The 20734-nt window shown below is 63.6% G+C and carries 23 protein-coding genes and 1 pseudogene; 10 read left to right on the top strand and 14 right to left on the bottom strand.

Annotated elements, in window-relative coordinates:
* Position 1: 1 nt before the first annotated feature.
* The 4 genes from trmFO to IVB28_RS14955 all read right to left on the bottom strand — a co-directional run bounded on the left by trmFO (position 2) and on the right by IVB28_RS14955 (position 4056).
* Positions 2-1429, bottom strand: a complete 1428-nt coding sequence (trmFO, locus tag IVB28_RS14940; RefSeq protein WP_247527171.1) for a methylenetetrahydrofolate--tRNA-(uracil(54)-C(5))-methyltransferase (FADH(2)-oxidizing) TrmFO — start codon at positions 1427-1429, stop codon at positions 2-4.
* Between the two features lie 128 nt (positions 1430-1557).
* Positions 1558-1710 (bottom strand): DUF1127 domain-containing protein, encoded by a 153-nt coding sequence (locus tag IVB28_RS14945; protein ID WP_007590701.1) that lies wholly within the window; start codon positions 1708-1710, stop codon positions 1558-1560.
* A gap of 483 nt (positions 1711-2193) precedes the next feature.
* Entirely contained in the window at positions 2194-3018 is an 825-nt protein-coding gene (locus IVB28_RS14950) for a lytic murein transglycosylase (RefSeq protein WP_247527173.1), read from the bottom strand.
* Positions 3019-3147: 129 nt separating this feature from the next.
* Complete coding sequence (locus IVB28_RS14955; protein WP_247527175.1) at positions 3148-4056, bottom strand: DUF2189 domain-containing protein; 909 nt, start codon at positions 4054-4056, stop codon at positions 3148-3150.
* Between the two features lie 333 nt (positions 4057-4389).
* Between IVB28_RS14955 and IVB28_RS14960 the strand changes: the two genes are divergently transcribed.
* Positions 4390-4782 (top strand): DUF3597 domain-containing protein, encoded by a 393-nt coding sequence (locus tag IVB28_RS14960; protein WP_247527177.1) that lies wholly within the window; start codon positions 4390-4392, stop codon positions 4780-4782.
* Between the two features lie 53 nt (positions 4783-4835).
* Here IVB28_RS14960 and IVB28_RS14965 read toward each other — a convergent pair whose 3' ends face one another.
* Positions 4836-5111, bottom strand: a complete 276-nt coding sequence (locus IVB28_RS14965; RefSeq protein ID WP_247527179.1) for a GNAT family N-acetyltransferase — start codon at positions 5109-5111, stop codon at positions 4836-4838.
* Between the two features lie 307 nt (positions 5112-5418).
* On the opposite strand from IVB28_RS14965, the gene IVB28_RS14970 reads away from it, so the two are divergent.
* Positions 5419-5814, top strand: a complete 396-nt coding sequence (locus IVB28_RS14970) for an SPW repeat protein (protein ID WP_247527181.1) — start codon at positions 5419-5421, stop codon at positions 5812-5814.
* A 49-nt stretch (positions 5815-5863) separates the two neighbouring features.
* Here IVB28_RS14970 and IVB28_RS14975 read toward each other — a convergent pair whose 3' ends face one another.
* Together IVB28_RS14975 and IVB28_RS14980 are read right to left on the bottom strand one after the other, a co-directional pair.
* Entirely contained in the window at positions 5864-6139 is a 276-nt protein-coding gene (locus IVB28_RS14975; RefSeq protein ID WP_247528549.1) for a GNAT family N-acetyltransferase, read from the bottom strand.
* A gap of 87 nt (positions 6140-6226) precedes the next feature.
* Positions 6227-6583: a hypothetical protein gene (locus IVB28_RS14980; protein WP_247527182.1), complete on the bottom strand. Its 357-nt coding sequence runs from the start codon at positions 6581-6583 to the stop codon at positions 6227-6229.
* 94 nt (positions 6584-6677) lie between these two features.
* Between IVB28_RS14980 and IVB28_RS14985 the strand changes: the two genes are divergently transcribed.
* From IVB28_RS14985 to IVB28_RS15020, 8 genes and pseudogenes are all read left to right on the top strand, one after another.
* Positions 6678-7175: a hypothetical protein gene (locus IVB28_RS14985; RefSeq protein ID WP_247527183.1), complete on the top strand. Its 498-nt coding sequence runs from the start codon at positions 6678-6680 to the stop codon at positions 7173-7175.
* Between the two features lie 105 nt (positions 7176-7280).
* On the top strand, positions 7281-8888 hold the full coding sequence (locus tag IVB28_RS14990; RefSeq protein WP_247527185.1) for an acyl-CoA synthetase: 1608 nt from the start codon (positions 7281-7283) through the stop codon (positions 8886-8888).
* A gap of 9 nt (positions 8889-8897) precedes the next feature.
* Positions 8898-9758 carry a DUF296 domain-containing protein gene (locus IVB28_RS14995; RefSeq protein WP_247527186.1) on the top strand — a complete coding sequence of 287 codons (861 nt, stop codon included), beginning with the start codon at positions 8898-8900 and terminating at the stop codon, positions 9756-9758.
* A pseudogene (locus IVB28_RS15000) lies at positions 9755-9882 on the top strand (ATP-binding protein); the annotation flags it as partial. The gene IVB28_RS14995 and the pseudogene IVB28_RS15000, both read left to right, overlap by 4 nt.
* A gap of 66 nt (positions 9883-9948) precedes the next feature.
* Positions 9949-10236, top strand: coding sequence for a type II toxin-antitoxin system RelE/ParE family toxin (locus tag IVB28_RS15005; protein WP_247528550.1), 288 nt, complete (start codon positions 9949-9951; stop codon positions 10234-10236).
* A gap of 5 nt (positions 10237-10241) precedes the next feature.
* Positions 10242-10529: a HigA family addiction module antitoxin gene (locus tag IVB28_RS15010; protein WP_247527187.1), complete on the top strand. Its 288-nt coding sequence runs from the start codon at positions 10242-10244 to the stop codon at positions 10527-10529.
* Positions 10530-11289: 760 nt separating this feature from the next.
* On the top strand, positions 11290-11853 hold the full coding sequence (locus tag IVB28_RS15015) for an SRPBCC family protein (RefSeq protein WP_247527188.1): 564 nt from the start codon (positions 11290-11292) through the stop codon (positions 11851-11853).
* Positions 11854-11885: 32 nt separating this feature from the next.
* The gene (locus IVB28_RS15020; protein WP_247528551.1) at positions 11886-12839 is read left to right on the top strand and encodes a cytochrome D1 domain-containing protein; all 954 of its coding nucleotides are present in this window, start codon (positions 11886-11888) and stop codon (positions 12837-12839) included.
* A 47-nt stretch (positions 12840-12886) separates the two neighbouring features.
* Here the strand turns inward: IVB28_RS15020 and IVB28_RS15025 are convergent, their stop codons facing one another.
* From IVB28_RS15025 to IVB28_RS15055, 7 genes are all read right to left on the bottom strand, one after another.
* Entirely contained in the window at positions 12887-13561 is a 675-nt protein-coding gene (locus IVB28_RS15025; RefSeq protein ID WP_247527189.1) for an HAD family hydrolase, read from the bottom strand.
* A 54-nt stretch (positions 13562-13615) separates the two neighbouring features.
* Complete coding sequence (locus IVB28_RS15030) at positions 13616-14368, bottom strand: PIN domain-containing protein (protein ID WP_247527190.1); 753 nt, start codon at positions 14366-14368, stop codon at positions 13616-13618.
* Positions 14369-14376: 8 nt separating this feature from the next.
* Positions 14377-14673 carry a hypothetical protein gene (locus tag IVB28_RS15035; RefSeq protein ID WP_247527191.1) on the bottom strand — a complete coding sequence of 99 codons (297 nt, stop codon included), beginning with the start codon at positions 14671-14673 and terminating at the stop codon, positions 14377-14379.
* A 93-nt stretch (positions 14674-14766) separates the two neighbouring features.
* Positions 14767-17751 (bottom strand): excinuclease ABC subunit UvrA, encoded by a 2985-nt coding sequence (gene uvrA, locus IVB28_RS15040; protein ID WP_247527192.1) that lies wholly within the window; start codon positions 17749-17751, stop codon positions 14767-14769.
* A gap of 285 nt (positions 17752-18036) precedes the next feature.
* Positions 18037-18789 carry an outer membrane beta-barrel protein gene (locus tag IVB28_RS15045; RefSeq protein WP_247527194.1) on the bottom strand — a complete coding sequence of 251 codons (753 nt, stop codon included), beginning with the start codon at positions 18787-18789 and terminating at the stop codon, positions 18037-18039.
* A gap of 236 nt (positions 18790-19025) precedes the next feature.
* Positions 19026-19718 (bottom strand): outer membrane protein, encoded by a 693-nt coding sequence (locus IVB28_RS15050; protein WP_247527196.1) that lies wholly within the window; start codon positions 19716-19718, stop codon positions 19026-19028.
* A gap of 229 nt (positions 19719-19947) precedes the next feature.
* Positions 19948-20697, bottom strand: a complete 750-nt coding sequence (locus tag IVB28_RS15055; protein WP_247527197.1) for an outer membrane beta-barrel protein — start codon at positions 20695-20697, stop codon at positions 19948-19950.
* Between the last annotated feature and the right edge of the window lie 37 nt (positions 20698-20734).

Genomic DNA, 20734 nt, shown 5'->3' on the forward strand with positions numbered 1-20734 from the left:
CTCACGCGGCTGCGGCAATGCGCAAATGATCGGCGATCCAGCGATCGAGATCGGCGAGGGCCCGGGCGCTCATCGCCTGCTTCTTGGCGACCGTCTTCTCGTTGCCGCGCAGGCGCGTGCCGTCGGGCTTCTTGGTCGGCACGGTCGCAAGCGGCGGGAATAGGCCGAAATTGATGTTCATCGGCTGGAACGACCGTGTGCCGGGCTCGATGGTCTCGATGTGGCCGCCGGTGATATGGCCGAGCAGCGATCCGAGCGCGGTGGTGCCCGGTGGGCTCGCCAGCGTCTCGCCGCGCGCGTCGGCGGCCGCATAGAGACCGGCGATCAGACCGACGCTGGCCGATTCCACATAACCCTCGCAGCCCGTCATCTGCCCGGCAAAGCGCAGCCGTAGCTGCGCGCGCAGGCGCAACTGACTGTCGAGCAGCTTTGGCGAGTTCAGGAAGGTGTTGCGGTGCAGGCCGCCGAGGCGGGCGAACTCAGCCTTCTCCAGACCGGGAATCGTGCGGAAGATGCGCTGCTGCTCGCCGTACTTCAGTTTCGTCTGGAAGCCGACGATGTTGTAGAGCGTGCCGAGCTTGTTGTCCTGACGCAGCTGCACGATGGCGTAGGCCTTCGTGCCGGGATCGTGGGGATTGGTCAGGCCGACCGGCTTCATGGGTCCATGGCGCAGCGTCTCGGGGCCGCGCTCCGCCATCACCTCGATGGGCAGGCAGCCGTCGAAATAGGGCGTGTTGGTTTCCCACTCCTTGAATTCGGTCTTTTCGCCTGACATCAGCGCGGCGACGAAGCCGTCATACTGCTCCTTCGTCATCGGACAGTTGATGTAGTCGGCGCCGGTGCCGCCAGGGCCCACCTTGTCGTAGCGCGACTGGAACCAGGCCACCGACATGTCGATGGAATCCCGGTGCACGATCGGCGCGATCGCGTCGAAGAAGGCGAGCGCGTTCTCGTCGGTCAACTCGCGGATGGCATCGGCCAGCGGGGCGGAGGTGAGGGGGCCGGTGGCAACGATGACATTGCTCCAGTCGGCCGGGGGCAGGCCTGCGACCTCGCCGCGGGCGATCTCGATCAGGGGATGATCGTTCAGCGCCTTGGTGACGGCCGCGGAGAAGCCGTCGCGATCAACCGCAAGGGCGCCCCCGGCGGGCACCTGGTTGGCATCGGCCGCGCGCATGACGAGCGAATCGAGCCGGCGCATCTCCGCGTGCAAGAGGCCGACGGCGTTGTTGGCGGCATCGTCCGAGCGGAACGAATTGGAGCAAACGAGCTCGGCGAGCCCGTCGGTGCGGTGCGCCTCGGTCATGCGGGTGGGCCGCATCTCGTGCAGCACCACGGGCACGCCGGCTTTCGCGACCTGCCAGGCTGCCTCTGAGCCGGCAAGGCCTGCGCCGATCACGTGCACGGTGTTGGATAGGGGTCCTGTCATAGGGCGGACAGGTAGCGCTTTTTGGTGGTCAGTGAAATCGCAGAGATCGAGTTTTCTGCCACCAGATGCGACAACGCCCGCACGAGGCGGGCGCTATCGATCGGTCTCCGGTGAAGGGCTGAACGATGTCAGCCCTGATACTGACCGGCGGCAACGCGCGGGATGTCCGAGCGATCGAGGCCGATATCGGCCAATTCGCGATCGCTGAGCTGGGACAGCTCGGCAACATTGCGCTGATAGTCCCGGAAAGCCTGGATCATGCGGATGAGCGAGAGCAGCATAGGTAGTCTCCTGTAGTTCGATTCAGCCCTTGCCCGGGCTCCATCGTTGAAGTGAATATAGATGAGATTGATGCAGTGCGAAAGTTCCTCTGCTGCGACGCAGCTAGGCGCTGGATGCATAGCGTCAGTAAGAAACGATTAACGCTTTGGCAGTCCGCTTACAGGGGGTGCAGGAGCTTAGCGGGGCCGCAAGGCAAAGACTCGTGACACCAGAGGGTTAACAGCATGCCATGTGATGTCGTCGCGACCCGAACATGTTGCAGATGGTGATGCGACGCCAGGTCCAATCAGCGTCTACCCAAGTCTCACCTGTGTAATTTGCATGGAGGAACAGGACTAGAAGTGAATCTCTATTCATAATATGCCGTGGGAGAGCTGGTCGGCCGGACCTTTCGATGGTCTGTCAGGCGCCCCAGCACGCGCATAAAGTCAATGCGTCCGAGAGCTGGTCGCGGGTAATCGGGCTCTGCGGGTAGCCCAGACTTAGGGCGCGCGCGCCAGCTGGGTGGCGAAATAGGCGACGGTCTTGGAATAGACCTCGCTCTTGTTCCACTGCTTGAGCACCTCGAAATTCGGACTGCCGGGCTGCCAATCCTTGCCCTTTTGCCAGCCATAGCCGGCCAGATAATTGGCGGTCGAGGCGAGCACGTCGGGTGCGTTGTGCAGAAGATCGCGCTTGCCGTTGCCGTCGAAATCGACGGCGTATTTCATCCAGGAGGACGGCATGAACTGCGTCTGGCCGAGCTCGCCGGCCCAGGCGCCCTTCATCTCGGCAGGTGCTAGATCGCCGCGCTGGACGATGCGCAGCGCATTCATCAGTTCGGCGCGAAACTGCTCGGCGCGCCGGCAGTCATAGGCCAGCGTTGCGAGCGAGCGGATGGTGGCGAACTTGCCGGTGTTGACGCCGAAATCGGTCTCCAGGCCCCAGATCGCGACCAGAACCTCGCCGGGAACGCCATAGGTCTGCTCGATGCGCGAGAGTACTGAGCCGTATTGCTTCATCCTGTTGGAGCCGCGCTCCAGGCGCGGTGGCACCATGCGGCCGGAAAACTCCTCGAAGCTCTGGCCGAAGACCTTTTGCGAGCGGTCGCGGTTGAGCACGCTCTGATCCAGCGTCACCCCGGCGAGCCCCGATGCAATGGCCTGTTGTGAGATGCCCTTGGCCGCAGCGTCAGTTTTGAAGTCCGCAAGCCAAGCATCGAAATTGCCCGAACCGCAGGCAACCGCGGCGAACGCTGGCTGGGCGGACAGGATTGACGCGGAGAGGGCGATGGCTGCGAGAGCGAGACGAGAAATCGTCGAGGTCATTCGAGTCAATGAATTCCGTGAAGTGATCTGACCGAGGGCGCAATCTCGATCGGAACCGCGGCCAAAGCAAGGCGTGCGACAGGGTGCGATCCTGCCCGAGGCAGGGCAGGATCGCATGTCACGATATCGTCAGACGTTCGTCCGGTTACGCCAGGGGAAGAGATTGGCCGGGAAATCGGCAGCCGGCTTGCGCGGACGATGCGGCGGGGGCGGCACCGGACGTGCACCGGGCTCCGAGACGATCGCCTTGCGGTAGAGATGCCAGGTGGCATGGCCGAGCAGGGGGATCACCACGGCAAGGCCGAGGAAGGCCGGGAGCGTGCCGAGCGCGAGCAGCACCGCCACGATCAAGCCCCAAGCCGCCATCGGCACCGGATTCTTCGCGACCACGCGCAGTGAGGTGCTCATCGCCTCGAATGCGCCGGCATGGCGGTCCAGCATCAGGGGAAACGACACCGCGCTGATGCAGAGCGCGGCGAGGGCGAACAGGAAGCCGGCGCCGCAGCCGACCACGATCAGCCACCAACCATGCTGTGTCGTCAGCACGCGCGTCATGAAGTCCGAGATTCCGGTCACGCCCTCATAGCCGAACGCCGCGACATAGATCGCCTGCGCGGTTGCAACCCAGGTCACGAACAGGGCGAGCAGCAATGCGCCGAGGCCGAGCATCGCTCCGAACGACGGCGAGCGCAGCACCTGCATGGCATCCCATGCGCTGGCTTCTTCAAAGCGTTCGCGTCGGCTGGAGAGCTCGTAGAGACCGAGCGCCGCGAAGGGGCCGATCAGTGCGAAGCCGGCGGCGAGTGGAAACAACAATGGCAGCACCGAATAGCCCAACACCACGCGAGCGAGCACCAGGCCGAGCACCGGGTAGATCACGCAGAGAATGATGGCGTGGCTCGGAACAGCCTTGAAATCTTCCCAGCCGCGCCGGAGCGCATCGTGCAGATCGGAGAGCTGGATGGTTCGAATGACAGGTCCAGCCGCATCCGCGCTCTGGGCCATTGTCGGGACATTGCCCTGGTAAAGTGTGGCCATCGTCGCTAGCTCCCTTGCCGAGCGGCCGAATCCGGCGCCGGCAAACGGCGCGAGCGGCCGCGATTCTTGAGTTCTGCGATTCCGACCAGACGCGAATTCCGGACGGCATCGCGAGCTGAACGCGAAGCGTACGCCCATTTCCGAGTCCTGTCCCTCACGCTTGGGTGAGATTCGATACCGCAGCGCAACCCGGCGATGTCGTTCGGTCGTCATTTCGCCGCAGATAAGCTGATGCTGCGCGCTCGTTCGCAGAACTCCGCGGGCGCAATGCAGTGACTTGGTCTATAAGTGCCACTCAAGGCCCTTCCAACGGATCCTTTTCGGGGAGCAGATATGAGCATTTTCGGTAAAATCATGAGCGCGATCTTCGGTAGTCAGCCGGCTTCCGCCGCGCCTGCCGGTGGCGCGGCTTCGCCCGCTGGCGCGGCGCCGGGAGCATCGGCGCCGGGCGGCGCGCCCATGGCCGCGGTGGACGTCGCCGCGGTCGTCGACAAGGCGGTCGCCGCGCACAAGGGCGAGAAGCTGGAGTGGCGTACCTCGATCGTCGACCTCATGAAGGCGCTCGACATCGATTCCAGCCTCGCTGCGCGCAAGGATCTCGCCAAGGAGCTAGGCTACACCGGCGACATGAACGATTCCGCCAGCATGAACGTCTGGCTGCACAAGCAGGTGATGTCCAAGCTGGCCGCCAATGGCGGCAAGCTGCCGCCGGAAATCAAGCACTGACCGACCGCCGGTCGTGCCGCAAGGGCCCGCGATCTCGCGGGCCCTTTTTGCTTTCAGGCGACCAGATCCGCATCCTCCGGATGCCGATCGAGATAGTCGACGACGAAGCCGCAGCCGGCGATGACCTTCCTGCCGTCGCGCCGTATCAGGTCCAGCGCGCCCTTGACCAGCTCGGATGCGATGCCGCGGCCGCGTAGCGCGCGGGGCGTCTCGGTGTGGGTGATGATGACCGCCGAGGGCGTCAGCCGGTAATTGGCAAAGGCCATATCGTTGCCGACATCGAGTTCGAAGCGGCTCCTGTCCTTGTTGTCCCGTACCGATGCGGCCATGCAAGATCCTTCCGACGTTCGTCTTACGCCTTGATCTAGGAGCCCGTCCCCGTCCTTGGCAAGGCGCAGCCAAGGGAGCTTGCCGTACGGCAGATATCTGCAAACGCACGTGCCTGTAGCTGCAGCGCAGTATCAGAGGTCATCCACCACGCCGATCCAATAATTGCCGGCGCCGCTCTTGCAAGTTCCACGGCGGCTCCCACGTCCTCTTGAGGACATACGCCCGAATGCGGCCGGCAGGGTCGCTAGACATTCGGAGTGTCATGATTGCCAGCCGCAGACGTATGCCTCTTTGCAGGAGGTTACGATGTCGGACTTTGGTTTCTTGAATACTCATCGAACATGGGAAGACTGGTGCGGGATGCTGCTCGGCGCGCTCATCGTGGCTTCGCCGTGGTTTCCCATTCAGGATCCGGCGATTGCCGGGCTCCAGACGGCGATCCTGAATACGGTCGCAATCGGTTTGGTCGTGTTTGGCATCAGCCAGCTCGAATATGTCGCCTTGCAGCGCTGGCAAGAGGTGACGACGATCCTCATCGGACTGTGGCTCATCGCCTCGCCTTACGCCCTCGGCTATTCCGCTGACGGCTTTCTCCGTATCTACCACACGAGCGTCGGCGCGGCGGTGGTGCTGCTGGGCATACTCCAGCTGTGGCAGGACTGGGATCTGAATGATCAGGACATGCTCAAGCACGGACAATAGCGCGTAGATGTCGGCAGGCCCGCTGGCTACAGGCGGCGGGCCTGCGCTCTCACCTGGCTACGAGGTCTGCATAGTCCGGATGCTTTTCGATCCATGCCTTCACGAACGGGCATTGCGGGATCAGCTTCAATCCGGCCGCACGGACCTGGTCGAGCGCGCCTTGCACCAGCTTTGAGCCGATGCCCTTGCCGCCGAGCTCCTTCGGCACGTCGGTGTGCTCGAACGTGATCACGTCGCCATCGAGCTTGTAATGCTCGGTCGCAAGATGGCCCTCGGCCTCGAGCTCGAAGCGGTGATCGGCCTTGTTGTCGATGACGTCGCTCATGTTGTAGACCTTCCAGCTGCCAGCCTCGCGCACCAAATCGTAACGCACGGTCGGGCCGGCCAGTTTCCGGTGTCGAGGTCGTTCGGTTCAATCGGCCGCTTTGGCGAGCCTGGAATCTTCGGGCTGCTGCTGGGGACGCAGGCACCCCTTGCAGATGACCAGGGAGCGGTTGACCCTGGCATCCTGCTCGGCTTCGTTTTCGCCCTGGGCTTGCCACCACTCCTTCGAATGGGGTTGAAGCCCGGCTTGCGAGCTGCTTCGCTCGGCTCGGGCCGCGGTCCGTGGTTGTGAGGCCGCACGTGGCCGATTGGGATCCTCGCCGGCGCCGTCCCAGGCATAGCGGGCCGGCTTGAAGGCGGGATCGGACGCCAGATGCGCCTGTGGCGCCACGGCACATCCGGCGAGCGCCAGCGACAACAGGAGGATGGCAGGCGCTTTGACCATGATGCGGCACTCTGTACACGAGAACTGAGCGAGGGTGCGCCGATCATGTTTAAAATTCCCTGAACGATTGCGGCCGCGCCGGCGACCAACCCGCATGCGTTCTCTGATCCTCATGCTCGCTCTGTTCACCTCTGCCGCGCGCGCCGAGGATGCAAAGCCGTTCAATCCAGCCGACTATCCGTCCGGCGTGCAGAAGGCGCTGCGCTACGCCAATGAGGAATGCACCAGCCAGGACGGCGGCGAGGTGACGTTCGCGCCCGATACGGTGCGCAGGATCGATCTGACCGGCGATGGACGCGAGGACTATATTATCGATTTCCAGGACACCAAATGCGGCGATCGCGAGAGCACCTATTGCGGAACCGGCGGCTGCGTCATGAAGATCGTGGTGACGTTGCCGGATGGCAGCGTGCGCGAGGTGTTTGATGGCAATGTTCGCCGCTACAAGATCATCGCGCGGCCGACGAAGCGCGGCGCTGCGCGCAGCATTCGCTTCGACCTGCATGGCAGCTTCTGCGGCGGCTTTGGCCCGCAGACCTGCATCAAGCAGAAGGCCATCACGGCGACGCCGTTTACGTTCAAGCAGCCGTAGGACAGGTCCGCGGCCGCTGGCCTTGCAGGGGCGCCAGTGATGGCGATAAATGGGCGGTAATGAGCGGGCGGCCAGCGCGCCGTCCGCCCTCCAAGAGGAAGCCCGATGCAGCCCCTGCGCATGTCCCGCCGCGTCATGAATCTCGCTTACATGCTGACCCAGAATGCGCGGCGGCATGGAGCGCGTCCCGGCTTCGTCTGGGGTGACAAATCCTGGACCTGGCGCGAGATCGATGCGCAGGTCTCGGCGCTGGCCGCGGCGCTCGCCGCACGCGGTATCACCAAGGGTGACCGCATCCTGGTTCACTCCAAGAACAGCGACGAGATGTTCTTGTCGATGTTTGCGGCATTCCGGCTCGGCGCGGTCTGGGTGCCCACCAATTTCCGCCTGATGCCGGATGAGGTCACCTATCTCGCGCAGGCCTCGGGGGCCAAGGCGTTTCTGTGCCATGTCGATTTTCCCGAGCACGCCGCGGCCGTGAAGGGCGGGGCGATCGAGTTCACCTGGAGCATCGACGGCAAGGCCGCCTTCGGCGAGCGCTCGGTTGCTGATGCCATTGCCGCGCAGGCTGGCGCCATTATCGCGAATGTCGAGGTCGAGCACGACGATCCCTGCTGGTTCTTCTTCACCTCCGGCACCACCGGGCGCTCGAAGGCGGCGGTACTGACCCACGGGCAGATGGGATTTGTCGTCACCAACCATCTCGCCGATCTCACCCCCGGCGTGACCGAGGCTGACGCTTCGCTGGTGGTGGCGCCGCTGTCGCATGGCGCCGGCGTGCACCAGCTGGTGCAGACCGCGCGCGGCGTCTGCACCGTCCTGTTGCCGACCGAAAAGTTCGACATCAACGAGGCGTTCCGCCTGATCGAGGCACATCGGGTCGCCAATCTCTTCACCGTGCCGACGATCTTGAAGATGATGGTCGAGCACCCCGCCGTCGACAAATACGATCATTCCTCGCTGCGTCACGTGATCTATGCCGGCGCGCCGATGTATCGCGAGGACCAGAAGACCGCGTTGAGGAAGCTCGGCAAGGTCATCGTGCAGTATTTCGGCCTCGGCGAGGTCACCGGCAACATCACCGTGCTGCCGGCGGCGCTGCACGATCCCGAGGACGGGCCGTATGCCAGGATCGGCACCTGCGGCTTCGAACGGACCGGCATGCAGGTCTCGATCCAGGACGACGAGGGCCGCGAGTTCGCGGCAAACCAGAGCGGCGAGATCTGCGTGATCGGCCCTGCCGTGCTCGCCGGCTATCACGACAACCCTGAAGCCAATGCGAAGGCATTCCGCAACGGCTGGTTCCGCACCGGCGACCTCGGCCACATGGATGAGGAGGGCTTCGTCTACATTACCGGCCGCGCCTCCGACATGTACATCTCCGGCGGCTCCAATATCTATCCGCGCGAGATCGAGGAGAAGATCCTGACGCATCCCGCAGTGGGTGAGGTCGCCGTGCTCGGCGTGCCCGATGCGACCTGGGGCGAGGTCGGCGTCGCCGTCTGCGTGGCGCGAGACGGCGAGAAGCCGGTGAGCGAAGCCGAGATGGCGGCGTTCCTCTCGCCGAAGGTGCCGCGCTACAAGATGCCGAAGCGGTTCTTCTTCTGGGAGGCGCTGCCGAAATCCGGCTATGGCAAGATTCCCAAACGCATGGTGCGCGACGAGCTCGAGGCGCGCGGGCTGCTCGATCTCGACAAGACGGAACTTGGCTGAGCGGTGGCGATGCGGAATGTCAAGCAGCCGGGCGCGCCCGTCCCAGAGCGCATCCGATGGGTGGAGGCGAGGGGACGCGCCTTCTCGTTCACGCTTCAGGCAGGTCTGCCGTTGCTGGAAGCCGCACGGCTTGGTTTTGCGGCCGAGGGATTTGCCGCTGGCGTTCTGAACTTCCGGCGCGGCGCGCTCGGGCCGTTCGCCTATGTCATGCCGGCGCTGTCGAAGACCGGCGAGAACGCCGCATTCTACAGCGACACGTTCCGGCCCGGCGGCGTGACGCGCACGAGGCTCGGCAGCATGACGCTCGGCCTGCGCGACGGCGCGCCGTTCTTTCACTGCCACGGGCTGTGGACGGAAGCGGATGGCAAGGCCAGCGGCGGCCACATGCTGCCGGACGAAACTGTCGTCGCCGAACCGTTCGAGGTCGAGGCCTTCGGTATCGACGGTGCGATGTTCACCGGCGAGCCCGACCCCGAGACCAATTTCAAGCTGTTCGGGCCGGTCGCCGCTCAGAGCACGGGCGCGCGGACGACGAGCCGCGCGTTTGCGCTGCGGCTGCGGCCGAACCAGGATTTTGCAGGCTCGCTCGAACAGTTTTGCCGCGCGCACGGCATCGCGCGTGCGAAGATCCATGGCGGCGTCGGTTCGACCATCGGCGCGCGCTTCACCCATGGCGGCGTGACCGAGCCGTTTGCGACCGAACTTGCCGTGACGTCCGGGCTGATCGCGGCCGGGCACTCCGGCACGCTCGAAGCGGCGCTCGACGTCGCACTGGTCGACTACACCGGCGGCCTGGCGGAGGGGCGCCTGGTCCGCGGCGACAATCCGGTGCTGATGACCATGGAGCTGGTGCTGGAGGCGCTGGACTGATGGCCTACCCGAATGCGCGGCTGCTGCGGCTCGGGAAATGCGGCCTGGAGCCTGTGACGGTGGAGGAGACCGATCATTATCGGTGATGCGCGAATTCTGCGACGACTGCCGTGGGTTCGTGGAAGGCGACGCTGGGGGAGTGAATGCACTATCCATTGCCCTTCACCGCTTCCTGTACTATGTTTCTGCCATGATCAGATCCTGGCGGAACACCGCGAGCCGCAAGGTCTGGGATGGCGAGCACCCGAACCAATTTCGTGGACTCGATTTCGAGTCGGCGGCCGAGTTGTTGCTTGCGCTGAACGTCGCGAAATCGCTCGGAGACTTGAGCCCATTGAAGAGCGTCGGATTGCACAAGCTGAAGGGCGATCGCAGGGGACAATGGGCGATGACAGTCAATGAGCGCTGGCGCATTTGTTCCGAATTCAGCAAGGGCGATGCCTACGAGGTAGAAATCGTCGATTATCATAAGGGCTGACATCCATGGCTCCGCTCGTTCATCCCGGACGGTTGCTCAAGCGCGAATTGGTTGCGCGAGGGCTGAGCGCCAACAGGCTTTCACTCGACATCGGGGTTCCCTCAGGGCGGATTACCGATATTCTGAATGGACGCAGAGGTATCTCTGCAGACACCGCGGTGCGACTTGGTCGCTATTTCGGCAACAGTCCACAATTCTGGTTGGACCTGCAGGGGCAGTACGACATCGGTGTCGTCGAGCGGGAGAAGGGGACGGAGATCGCCCGACGTGTCAGGCCTGCCGACGCGGCTTGATCGGCTCGATTGAAGGCAATCGCGCTTCGTCCGAGCAGCGAGGACACGTCCCGGCGTTCTCGCGGCGTATTCCGCCCGAGCTTTGCGGTCGTTGCCGCCCTCGAAAATGCCGAGGGCGCAGGGAAGGCCGGGTGCCGGCTGGCACCCGCGGTCCACTGTGCGAAGCGTGCTAAAACAGCTGCACAGCGGCATACAGGTGAAGCCAAACATCCGGCCTTCCCTGCGCAGTGGTTTTACAGCTTATGTCGTGATCTCCCCGGGGAGCGATGCACTATTGCCCTCGTCGCCTTGCGGATGGCTGATGCACGCGCCCGGTTGGGCGACACACATCACCACAAAACTTGACGCACAGACCCCGGGCGCCAGGACCACACGATTTTGCCGTACGCTGAGTGCGCCGGTCGTATGCGCGCAGGTGTGCTGCTCACGGTGTGACCCGCCCTGCAACCACCCTCGCGCCGACGCCAACTAGCGTCCACCGCCGCCCATCCCGCGTGTCGTGACGATCGCGATGCGCCCCTCGGCCGGGTTGGGATGGCTTTCCATATGATAATCCGAAGTTCTGATAAGGAGAAATATTTTAGCGCGGTGGCGTTGACCCTGCCATGGGGTGTTTTGCCCGACGGGCAGCGCAACAGGTTGTGGGTTGGGCCGAGCGTCGCGGCAACGGTGCCACGAACCGGTCTCCCCTCGGCCCCAAAATACGCTAGGATGATCGCAGCGCGCCTTAAATCGCGCAGATTGAAGAGTGAGGGAACGGATGAGGATGAGAAGCGGAACGGCGATCGCCGGGGTGGCGGCGCTGGCGGTGGCGGGGATGGCTCTGACGGCCGCTTTCGAGCCGGTCTGGGCTCACGGACCGACCCGGCAGAAGGTGCGGGAATCCATCGAGATCAGTGCGCCGCCGGCCAAGGTGTGGGCCGCGATCTCCAATTTCCAGGACATGAGCTGGCTCCCGGTCGTCACCAAGACCACGGGCGAGAAGGGCAACGAGATCGGCGCGACGCGGACCCTGACCCTGACGGGCGGCCCGACGGTCGAGGAGGAGCTCTACAAATATGAGCCGGACATGCTGAGCTATTCGTACCGGATCACCAAGGTGGACGTGAAGGTGTTGCCGGTGACCAATTATTCCTCGACGTTGACGGTGTCGCCGGCGCCCGACGGCAAGTCCAAGCTGGAATGGGCCGGCGCGTTCTACCGCGGCTTTCCAAACAACGATCCGCCGCCGGAGCTGAGCGACGAGGCCGCGGTGAAGGCGGTCAGCGGGCTCTACAAGGCCGGCCTCGAAGCGCTGAAGAAGAAGATCGAAAGCGGAAGCTGATCGTGCGGGCACTGGCCTTGCGGGCGCCGGTCTTGCGGGCGCTGGTCTTGGCGGCGCTCGCCGCCGGCCTTTGCCGGGGTGGTCTCGGCAGCGCATGCGCCGAAGAGGCGTTCGTGACCAACCAACTCAGCGACGATCTGATGGTCGTGGACCTCGCGACATCGCGTAGCCTCGCAACCATTGCGATCGGCGGCAAGCCGGCGGGCGTCGCCGTCAGCGCGGACGGACGCTTCGCCTATGTGACGAGCCCCGACGCCAAGGCGGTGACTGTCGTCGACGCCGCAGCGCGGCAGGTGGCGGGACGCATCGAGGTCGGTGGCGGGCCGCTCGGCATTGCGGTGGCGCCCGATGGCAGGACGGTCTATGTCGCCGACTGGTATGCGGCCGCGGTGCGGGTGATCGATACGGCCTCGCGCAGCGTCACCGCGAGCATCGCGGTCGGCGCCTCGCCCTCGGGGCTGGCGGTGACGCCGGACGGCAGGCTGCTGCTCTCGGCGGACCGCGACGATGATAGCGTCTCAGTCGTGGACACGACGACGCGTCAGCGCAAGACGACGATCAAGGTCGGCACCCGTCCGTTCGGCGTCACGATCGACGCAGAGGGCAGGCGCGCCTACACCGCCAATGTCGGGTCCGACGACGTTTCCGTGATCGATATTGTAGAAGGCAGGGAGATTGCCCGCGTGCCGGTTGGGATGCGCCCCTATGCGGTGGCACTCACGCACGGCCGCGGCTTCGCCAGCGATCAATATGGCGGCACCGTCAGCGTATTCGACCTGGCGAGCCTGAAGCCGATCAAGCGCATCAATGTCGGCGACTATCCGGAAGGCATCAACGCAACCGCCGACGGCAAGCGCGTCATCGTGGCGTGCTGGGAGAGCAACACGCTAAGCATCATCGATGCGACCGAGCTGAAGGTCGTCGGCGAGGTCAAGACCGGCGACGGCCCGCGCGCGTTCGGGATGTTTTTGCGCAAGACGGAGTAGGGGGCTGTAGCCCTCATGAGCGGCAGCGACAGGCGGGAGAGGCGTCCCTATCCACCGGTGTTTCCGGACATCGCTTCGCTCATCCGGGCTACGGCAGCGGTGCACAGCGTCGTTCCAATCTCATCCATCCGCTCAAACACGTGATCAGGCCCCAGCGCCCGCAGCGCCGCCGGGGCGGCATAGCCCCAGCATACGGCACCGCAAGCAATCCCGACGGTCCGCGCTGCCTCGATGTCGCGGACCTCGTCGCCGATCGCGATCACATGGGCGGGCTCGGCACCGGCACGGCGGATGACCCGGCGGAATTTCGCGGCCTTGCCGAACAGCGATGCCGAGCAGTCGAAATGGGAGAACAGCGCTGCGGCCGGCCCAAGCTTTTCGCGCGCATTGGCTTCGCTGTCGGACGTCACCAGCGCGAGCTTGATGCCGTTATCGGTCAGGGTCCGCAGCATCACCTCGACGCCCGCAAACAGTGAAATCTCGCTAGCCGCCTCCGCCTTCAGCAGCCGTGCATGCCGCGCGATCGCCGGCAACTTCCACAGCGGCACCTCGAGGCGGGCGAGGATCTCGCGGCTCGAAGCATGCCGCAGGCCCTCGATATCCTCATCCGCGACACGGCGAAAGCCGAAGCGGTCGGCGACGTCGTTGATGACGCGCAGGAACCACGGGAAGCTGTCGGCGAGCGTGCCGTCGAGGTCAAAGATGGCGAGGGCGTAGGGCATGAAGAGCGCGATGCGGATGGGGGAAGCGATTGACGCGGCTGTTGCTCTAAGTAATCAGTCGTAACCCAGCCGTCGACCGGGTTGATTGGGCACCGCCTCGTTTACGTCGAGATAAACCCTGTCAACGCAGCGTTGTACGGCGCGATGATAGCTTGCTCCGCGCCATTCCCCCTTGCGGATTTCGACGTCACTAACCTGCGCCACCGTGAGGCAGCGCCATTCGCCGCCGGCCGGCAGCTTACTTCGGCTAAGGCCGCCGAATTGAAACACCAATGCCCGTTCTTGCCCATTGGTATGCCCGAGAATGTAAGGGCATACCTCGCGACGAACGCCGTTGTAGTTTAAGGATACAGGTGCGCGCTTCAATATCGCTTCTGCGAGCATTTCGAACGCAGCGCTGTGACTCGATCGCACGATCTCGAACGCTTTGTCACGTGAACGACCATAACGATAGATAGAAAAGTCCTCATCGAAGCTCGCCGCTCGCGTGATCCCAAGCCGTTCCATCACAGCGAAGCTCGTTCGATCTACGAAAGAAAAGTCCTGATCTGGAAATGAAACTCCGATCGCCCAGGCCGCTTCGAGGTCGGCAATAACGACCGGCTCGATCCGCACGGTACTGTTGCGAACCCGGTCCCAGAACGTCTCAGCGACGTTCCGATCAAATCGACTTCTAAGCAGCATCCATGTCTCGGCAAGGACGTGGTCCGTCATCACCGGATCAGGGAAGCTTTGGAGGATTGCTTTCGCTAGGGCATTGCTTCGGTCCCGCTTCGCGACGGCCGCAAACCAGACCGATGTATCCACAAACACACTCAAGGGCGCCGAGACTTGAGCTTGAGCTTAGTTTTTTTGCGGCCGCCCCGCGACGAATGAACATCTAGGATCGCTTCGGCGATCATCTCTTTTTTATGACTTGCAACGTCGGTTTCTGGTCCGTCCTCCGTGAGATCGAATACGGTGGAGATGTCGAGCCTTCGTTCCGATTCACCCAAATCTGTGAGGACAAGTCTCCTCACATATTCGGCAAACGACATCTTTTGCTCGGCGGCTTTTGCTTGCGCGCGCCGCTGCGTTTCTGGATCGAGCGTGACTTGCGTTCTGGCCCGCATGGCTGCTCCTGTCCAACCCCAACGCCATCATGACATCCTACGGTCGTAATGGCAAGGAGCCGACGCACTTGGAGGGCTTTTGTCGGGCTCATTTCACTCCGCCGCCTCGCTCGCAGCGCGTCTCCGCTTCGGCTTTCTCGCCTTCTCCAGCACCGGAGCCAGAAACTTCCCCGTATAGCTCCGCGGTGCCTTGGCGATGTCCTCCGGCGGGCCCCAGGCGACGATCTCGCCGCCGCCGTCGCCGCCTTCGGGGCCGAGGTCGATGACCCAATCGGCGGTCTTGATGACTTCGAGATTGTGCTCGATGACGACCACCGTGTTGCCCTGCGCGACCAGCTCGTGCAGCACCTCCAAGAGCTTCTTGACGTCGTGGAAGTGCAGGCCGGTGGTCGGCTCGTCCAGGATGTAGAGCGTGCGGCCGGTGGCGCGTTTTGAAAGTTCTTTGGCGAGCTTGACGCGCTGGGCTTCGCCGCCCGACAGCGTGGTGGCCTGCTGGCCGACATGGATGTAGTCGAGGCCGACGCGGTGCAGGGTCTGGAAGGTTTCGCGCACGCGCGGCACCGCCTTGAAGAATTCGGCGGCTTCCTCCACGGTCATGTCGAGCACGTCGGCGATGGACTTGCCCTTGAACAGCACCTCCAGCGTCTCGCGGTTATAGCGCTTGCCCTTGCAGACGTCGCAGGTGACGTACACGTCGGGCAGGAAGTGCATCTCGATCTTGATGACGCCGTCGCCCTGGCAGGCCTCGCAGCGGCCGCCCTTGACGTTGAAGGAGAAGCGTCCGGGCTCGTAGCCGCGCGCCTTGGACTCGGGCAGGCCGGCGAACCATTCGCGGATCGGCGTGAAGGCGCCGGTATAGGTCGCCGGATTCGAGCGCGGCGTGCGGCCGATCGGCGACTGGTCGATGTCGATGATCTTGTCGATGTGCTCGAGGCCCTCGATGCGGTCGTGCGGGGCTGCGCCTTCGCTGGCATTGTTCAGCTTGCGGGCGATGGCCTTGTAGAGCGTGTCGATCAGCAGCGTCGACTTGCCGCCGCCGGAGACGCCGGTAACACAGGTAAACAGGCCGAGCGGAATCTCGGCGGTGACGTTCTTGAGGTTGTTGCCGCGCGCATTGACCACCTTGATGGTGCGGCGATGGTTCGGCGGACGCCGCTCCGGCACCTCGACCTCAAGCTCGCCGGTCAAATACTTGCCGGTGAGCGATTTCGGGTTGCGCATGATCTCGGCAGGCGTGCCTTCGGCGATGATGTTGCCGCCATGCATGCCGGCGCCGGGGCCGATGTCGAGCACGTAATCGGCGAGGAGGATGGCGTCTTCGTCGTGCTCGACCACGATGACCGTGTTGCCGAGGTCGCGAAGTCGCTTCAGCGTATCGAGCAGGCGCGCGTTGTCGCGCTGGTGCAGGCCGATCGAGGGCTCGTCGAGCACGTAGAGCACGCCCGTCAGGCCCGAGCCGATCTGCGAGGCCAGGCGGATGCGCTGGCTCTCGCCGCCGGACAGCGTGCCGGAGGAACGCGAGAGCGTGAGGTAATTGAGGCCGACGTCGAGCAGGAAGGTGAGGCGCTCGCGGATCTCCTTGAGGATGCGGCCGGCGATCTCGTTCTGCTGCGTGTTCAGCGCCTCCGGCACGGTGGCGAACCATTCACCGGCGCCCTTCACCGAGAGCTCCGAGATGTCGCCGATATGCTTGCCGCCGATCTTGACGCAGAGCGCCTCGGGCTTGAGCCGAAAGCCCTTGCAGCCCTCGCAGGGCACGTCGTGGAAGTACTTTGCAAGCTCCTCGCGCGCCCACTCGCTCTCGGTCTCGCGATAGCGGCGATTGATGTTGGTGATCACGCCCTCGAACGGCTTCTTGGTGTCGTAGGAGCGGACGCCGTCCTCATAGGAGAACTTGATCTCGTCCTCGCCGGAGCCATGCAGGATCGCGTCTTTCGTCTTCTTGGGCAGATCCTTCCATTTCGTGGTCAGCGTGAACTTGTAGTGCTTGCCGAGCGCAGTCAGCGTCTGAATGTAATAGGGCGATGATGACTTGGCCCAGGGCGCGATCGCGCCCTTGCCGATGGCGAGCTCCTTGTCGGGGACGACGAGGTCCTCGTCGACATGCTGCTCGACGCCGAGGCCGCCGCAGGCGGGGCAGGCGCCGTAGGGATTGTTGAAGGAAAAGAGTCTGGGCTCGACCTCGGGGATCGTGAAGCCGGAGACGGGGCAGGCGAACTTCTCCGAGAACAGCATGCGCTCGGGACCGCTCTTGTCGTGGATCTTCGCGGTCTTCTTTTTCTCTTTCTCTTCGGCTTGGGCCGCCGCCGGCGCGTCAGCGAATTCGACGACCGCGAGGCCTTCGGCGAGCTTCAGCGCGGTCTCGAAACTCTCGGCGAGGCGCTGGCCGATGTCGGCGCGCACCACGATGCGGTCCACGACGACGTCGATGTCGTGCGGGAATTTCTTGTCGAGAACAGGCGCTTCCGCCAGTTCATGAAAGGTGCCGTCGATCTTGACGCGCTGGAAACCCTTCTTGAGCCATTCGGCGAGCTCCTTGCGGTACTCGCCCTTGCGGCCGCGCACGACGGGCGCGAGCAGATAGAGACGAGTGCCCTCGGGCAGCGCCAGCACGCGGTCGACCATCTGCGAGACGGTCTGGCTTTCGATCGGAAGGCCCGTGGCCGGCGAATAGGGCACGCCGACGCGCGCCCACAGCAGGCGCATGTAGTCGTAGATCTCGGTGACGGTGCCGACGGTGGAGCGTGGGTTCTTCGAGGTCGTCTTCTGCTCGATCGAGATCGCCGGCGACAGACCGTCGATCTGGTCGACATCAGGCTTCTGCATCATCTCCAGGAACTGGCGCGCATAGGCCGACAGCGATTCGACGTAGCGGCGCTGGCCCTCGGCATAGATTGTGTCGAAGGCGAGCGAGGATTTTCCGGAGCCTGATAGCCCCGTGAACACCACCAGCTTGTCGCGGGGAATCTCGACGTCGATGTTCTTGAGGTTGTGCTCGCGCGCGCCACGGATGGTAATTGCGCGCAGGTGTGCCCCTGCGTTCTGCTGTTGGCGCTTCGCCTTGATCACTTCATCCATCCGAGTTGCCCTCAAGGAATCCCATGGGTGCGCGACCGCGCCAGCAAAAGAGGCGCGCTTCGCCCGGAACCGGGATCGGCGCCGATGGGGTTGTCAGCGAACGTAGGAAGAACGCGGGCAGATTTCCAGAGGGAGTTGCGAATCGTCAACGGATTGTTGGCGCGCTGGCGGCATCTGGCAGCAGGAGGTGCGGAAATGCGCGGGAACGTCGCTGCTGAAGAAAAAGGCCGGCGCGAGGCCGGCCTTTCGTGACGCTGTAACGTCGGTCCAGATCAGTACTTCAGATCAATACCGGGCAACCGCCGGGCCGCCAAAAGTGTAGTTGAGTCGGACAGTGCCCATGTCGACATCCTGCTTGATGCGGTCGGTGCGATCATTGATGCCCAAGACCGTGAAATTGATGTTCCGCCCACCCATGAACAGATGGTTGTATTCGACAGCAACAGACCAGTTCGGGGCGAAACCGAATTCCAGGCCGGTGCCAACTGCGCCGCCCCAGCGCGTCTCGCTCGCGCTGTCGAAGACGGCGCCGCCGAAGAGGCCATCGTACTTGGCGTGCGTCACCGCGGCGCCGCCCTTTACGTACCAGAGCACGTTGTTCCAGGCATAACCGACCTGGCCGGTGAAAAGTCCGATGGCATCGATTCTGGTCTGATTGACGATGGGCGCAAACGCGGCGAGGGGGCTCGCATTCGATCCCTTCAGGTTAGCCCAGTCGCCTTGAGCTTCGAGGCCGAACACCCAGTTGGTCGACTGCCAGCGATAGCCGACCTGACCACCGACGACTCCGCCTGTGGCGTTGTGGCATCCTTCGGCGACGACCGGAATTGCTGCTCCGAGAACAGCATTAAGATCCCAGCAGTTGCGGCTCGAGGCGCCACCGCCATTGATGCCGATATAGAAGCCGCTCCAATTGTACGTCGCGATTGGCGCGACCGGAGCCTTGGTGTAGGGGCGGGCCGCCAAATCGGCCGCCGAGGCCGGCGCCAATGCGCTGAGTGCGAACAACCCAGCCGAAGCCAGCAAAATCTTCTTCATATGGATTCCCCAGTTCCGTTCTCTTTCTTGCCTTCCGGTTGGCGGAAGAACAGCGGACCCCAATGACCCAGCTGGTGTGTTTTCTCTACACCACTGAAGCCAAAGGTTGTGTCACCGGAGCGCCACAATTGGACCGAAAATGCTAGCTGGGTGCGAAACAAAAAGGCCGGCGCGAGGCCGGCCTTTCGTGACGATTTGACGTGAGTCGAGATCAGTACTTCCGATCAGTACTTCGCTTAGTACTTGGCGACGACGGGGGCGCCGAAGTGATAGTTCACGCCAACCTGCACGGTGTGGAAGTTGAGCGTGCCGGTGGGCACGGCGCCCGAGAAGTAGGTCTCGCCGCCGAGGCTGCGATAGAGGTACTCGCCCTTGACCGACCACTGCGGAGCGAAGAACGCTTCGACGCCCGCACCGACGGTCCAGCCGGAGTGGAACTTGCTGTCGGAGACCGAGGCCGCGCCCAGGGTGGCGGTGATCTTGTTGTCGATCCAGGCGTAACCACCGGTGCCGTAGAACAGGACGTTGTTGACGGCCCAGCCGATACGGCCGCGCACGGTGCCCATCGCGTCGGTCTTGGAGGACACGGAGGCGGGAACCGCACCGATGCCGGGGACGAAAACCGCACCAGCCGCCGAGGCGCTGACGTCGGCCCACGCGCCATCAGCCTCGAGGCCGAACACGACGTTGCCGGTCTGCCAGTTATAGCCGGCGGTGCCGCCAACGAAGCCACCCTTCATCCGCGGGTCGCCGGAGCCGTTTTCCCAGGCGCCGCCGCCGACGATACCGAGGTAGAAGCCGGTCCAGTTGTAGACCGAAGCCATCGGAGCGATCGGAGCCTTGGTGTAGGGGCGGGCCGCGAGGTCAGCGGCCGAGGCCGGAGCGGCGAGAGCGAACAAACAGGCCGAAGCCAACCAAACCTTTTTCATTTTCAACTTAATCCCAGTCCCAGTTTCTGTGTTGCCTTCCACGATCGGGAAGGGCATCGGACGCTGTGTCCAACTGCTGCAGTGCTTACACGAGTAAAGCCGCAAGTTGTGTCTCTCAAAAGCCACACGGCCGACCGAAAACGTAAGGGTGATTGACTCATCTGGCGTGCCGCCCAACGAAAAGGCCGGCGCGAGGCCGGCCTTAGACGTCAACGATGTGAGAGGGTTATCAGTACCTGGCGGTGCCGACTCCGCCCCAGTTGAAGTGATAATTGATGCCTGCCTTGACGGTGTGGACGGTATCGTTCCACTCGGAGCGGTCGGCGGGCGCGGCGGAGTACTGGATCGTGCTGCGGCCGAGGTCGAGGTAGTTGTATTCAACCTTGGCCGACCAGTTCGGAGCGAACATGTATTCCGCGCCGGCACCGACGGTCCAGCCCCAGCGGGTGTTGCTCTGGACGAAGACGTTTCCGGGGACGCCATCATAGCGGTGCTGAATGTCGCCGACTGCAGCACCGCCGCTGACGAACAAGAGAGCCGGGCCGGTCGAATAGCCGAGACGGCCCTTGATATCACCGAAGCCGCGAATTCTGGTGAAGTAGGTGTCGCCGACGCCGGCATTGATAACGGCAGAACGACCGTCGATGTCAGCCCAGTGATAATCGCCTTCGATGCCGAACACGACCGGACCCGACTGCCAGTTGTAGCCGAACACGCCGCCGACGAAGCCGCCGGTGATATCGTAGTTCTGAGTGCCAGCGAAGATCGCTGTATTCGGAGCGCCAAAGAAGGTCTCGTTGCTGCGACCCCAGCCGCCACCGCCCTGAATACCGGCATAGAAACCGGTCCAGGTATAGATCGGAGCGGGGGGCGCGACTGGCGCCTTCGTATAGGGACGGGCTCCGAGGTCCGCGGCACCAGCCGGAGCAGAGATGGTCAGCGCAACCGCGCCGGCCAAACCAATCAGAATCTTCTTCATTGCAATCTCCCCAGTCGTATCCGGCTCTTAAGAGTTT

The sequence above is a fragment of the Bradyrhizobium sp. 199 genome (genome assembly GCF_023073355.1).
GTDB lineage: Bacteria > Pseudomonadota > Alphaproteobacteria > Rhizobiales > Xanthobacteraceae > Bradyrhizobium.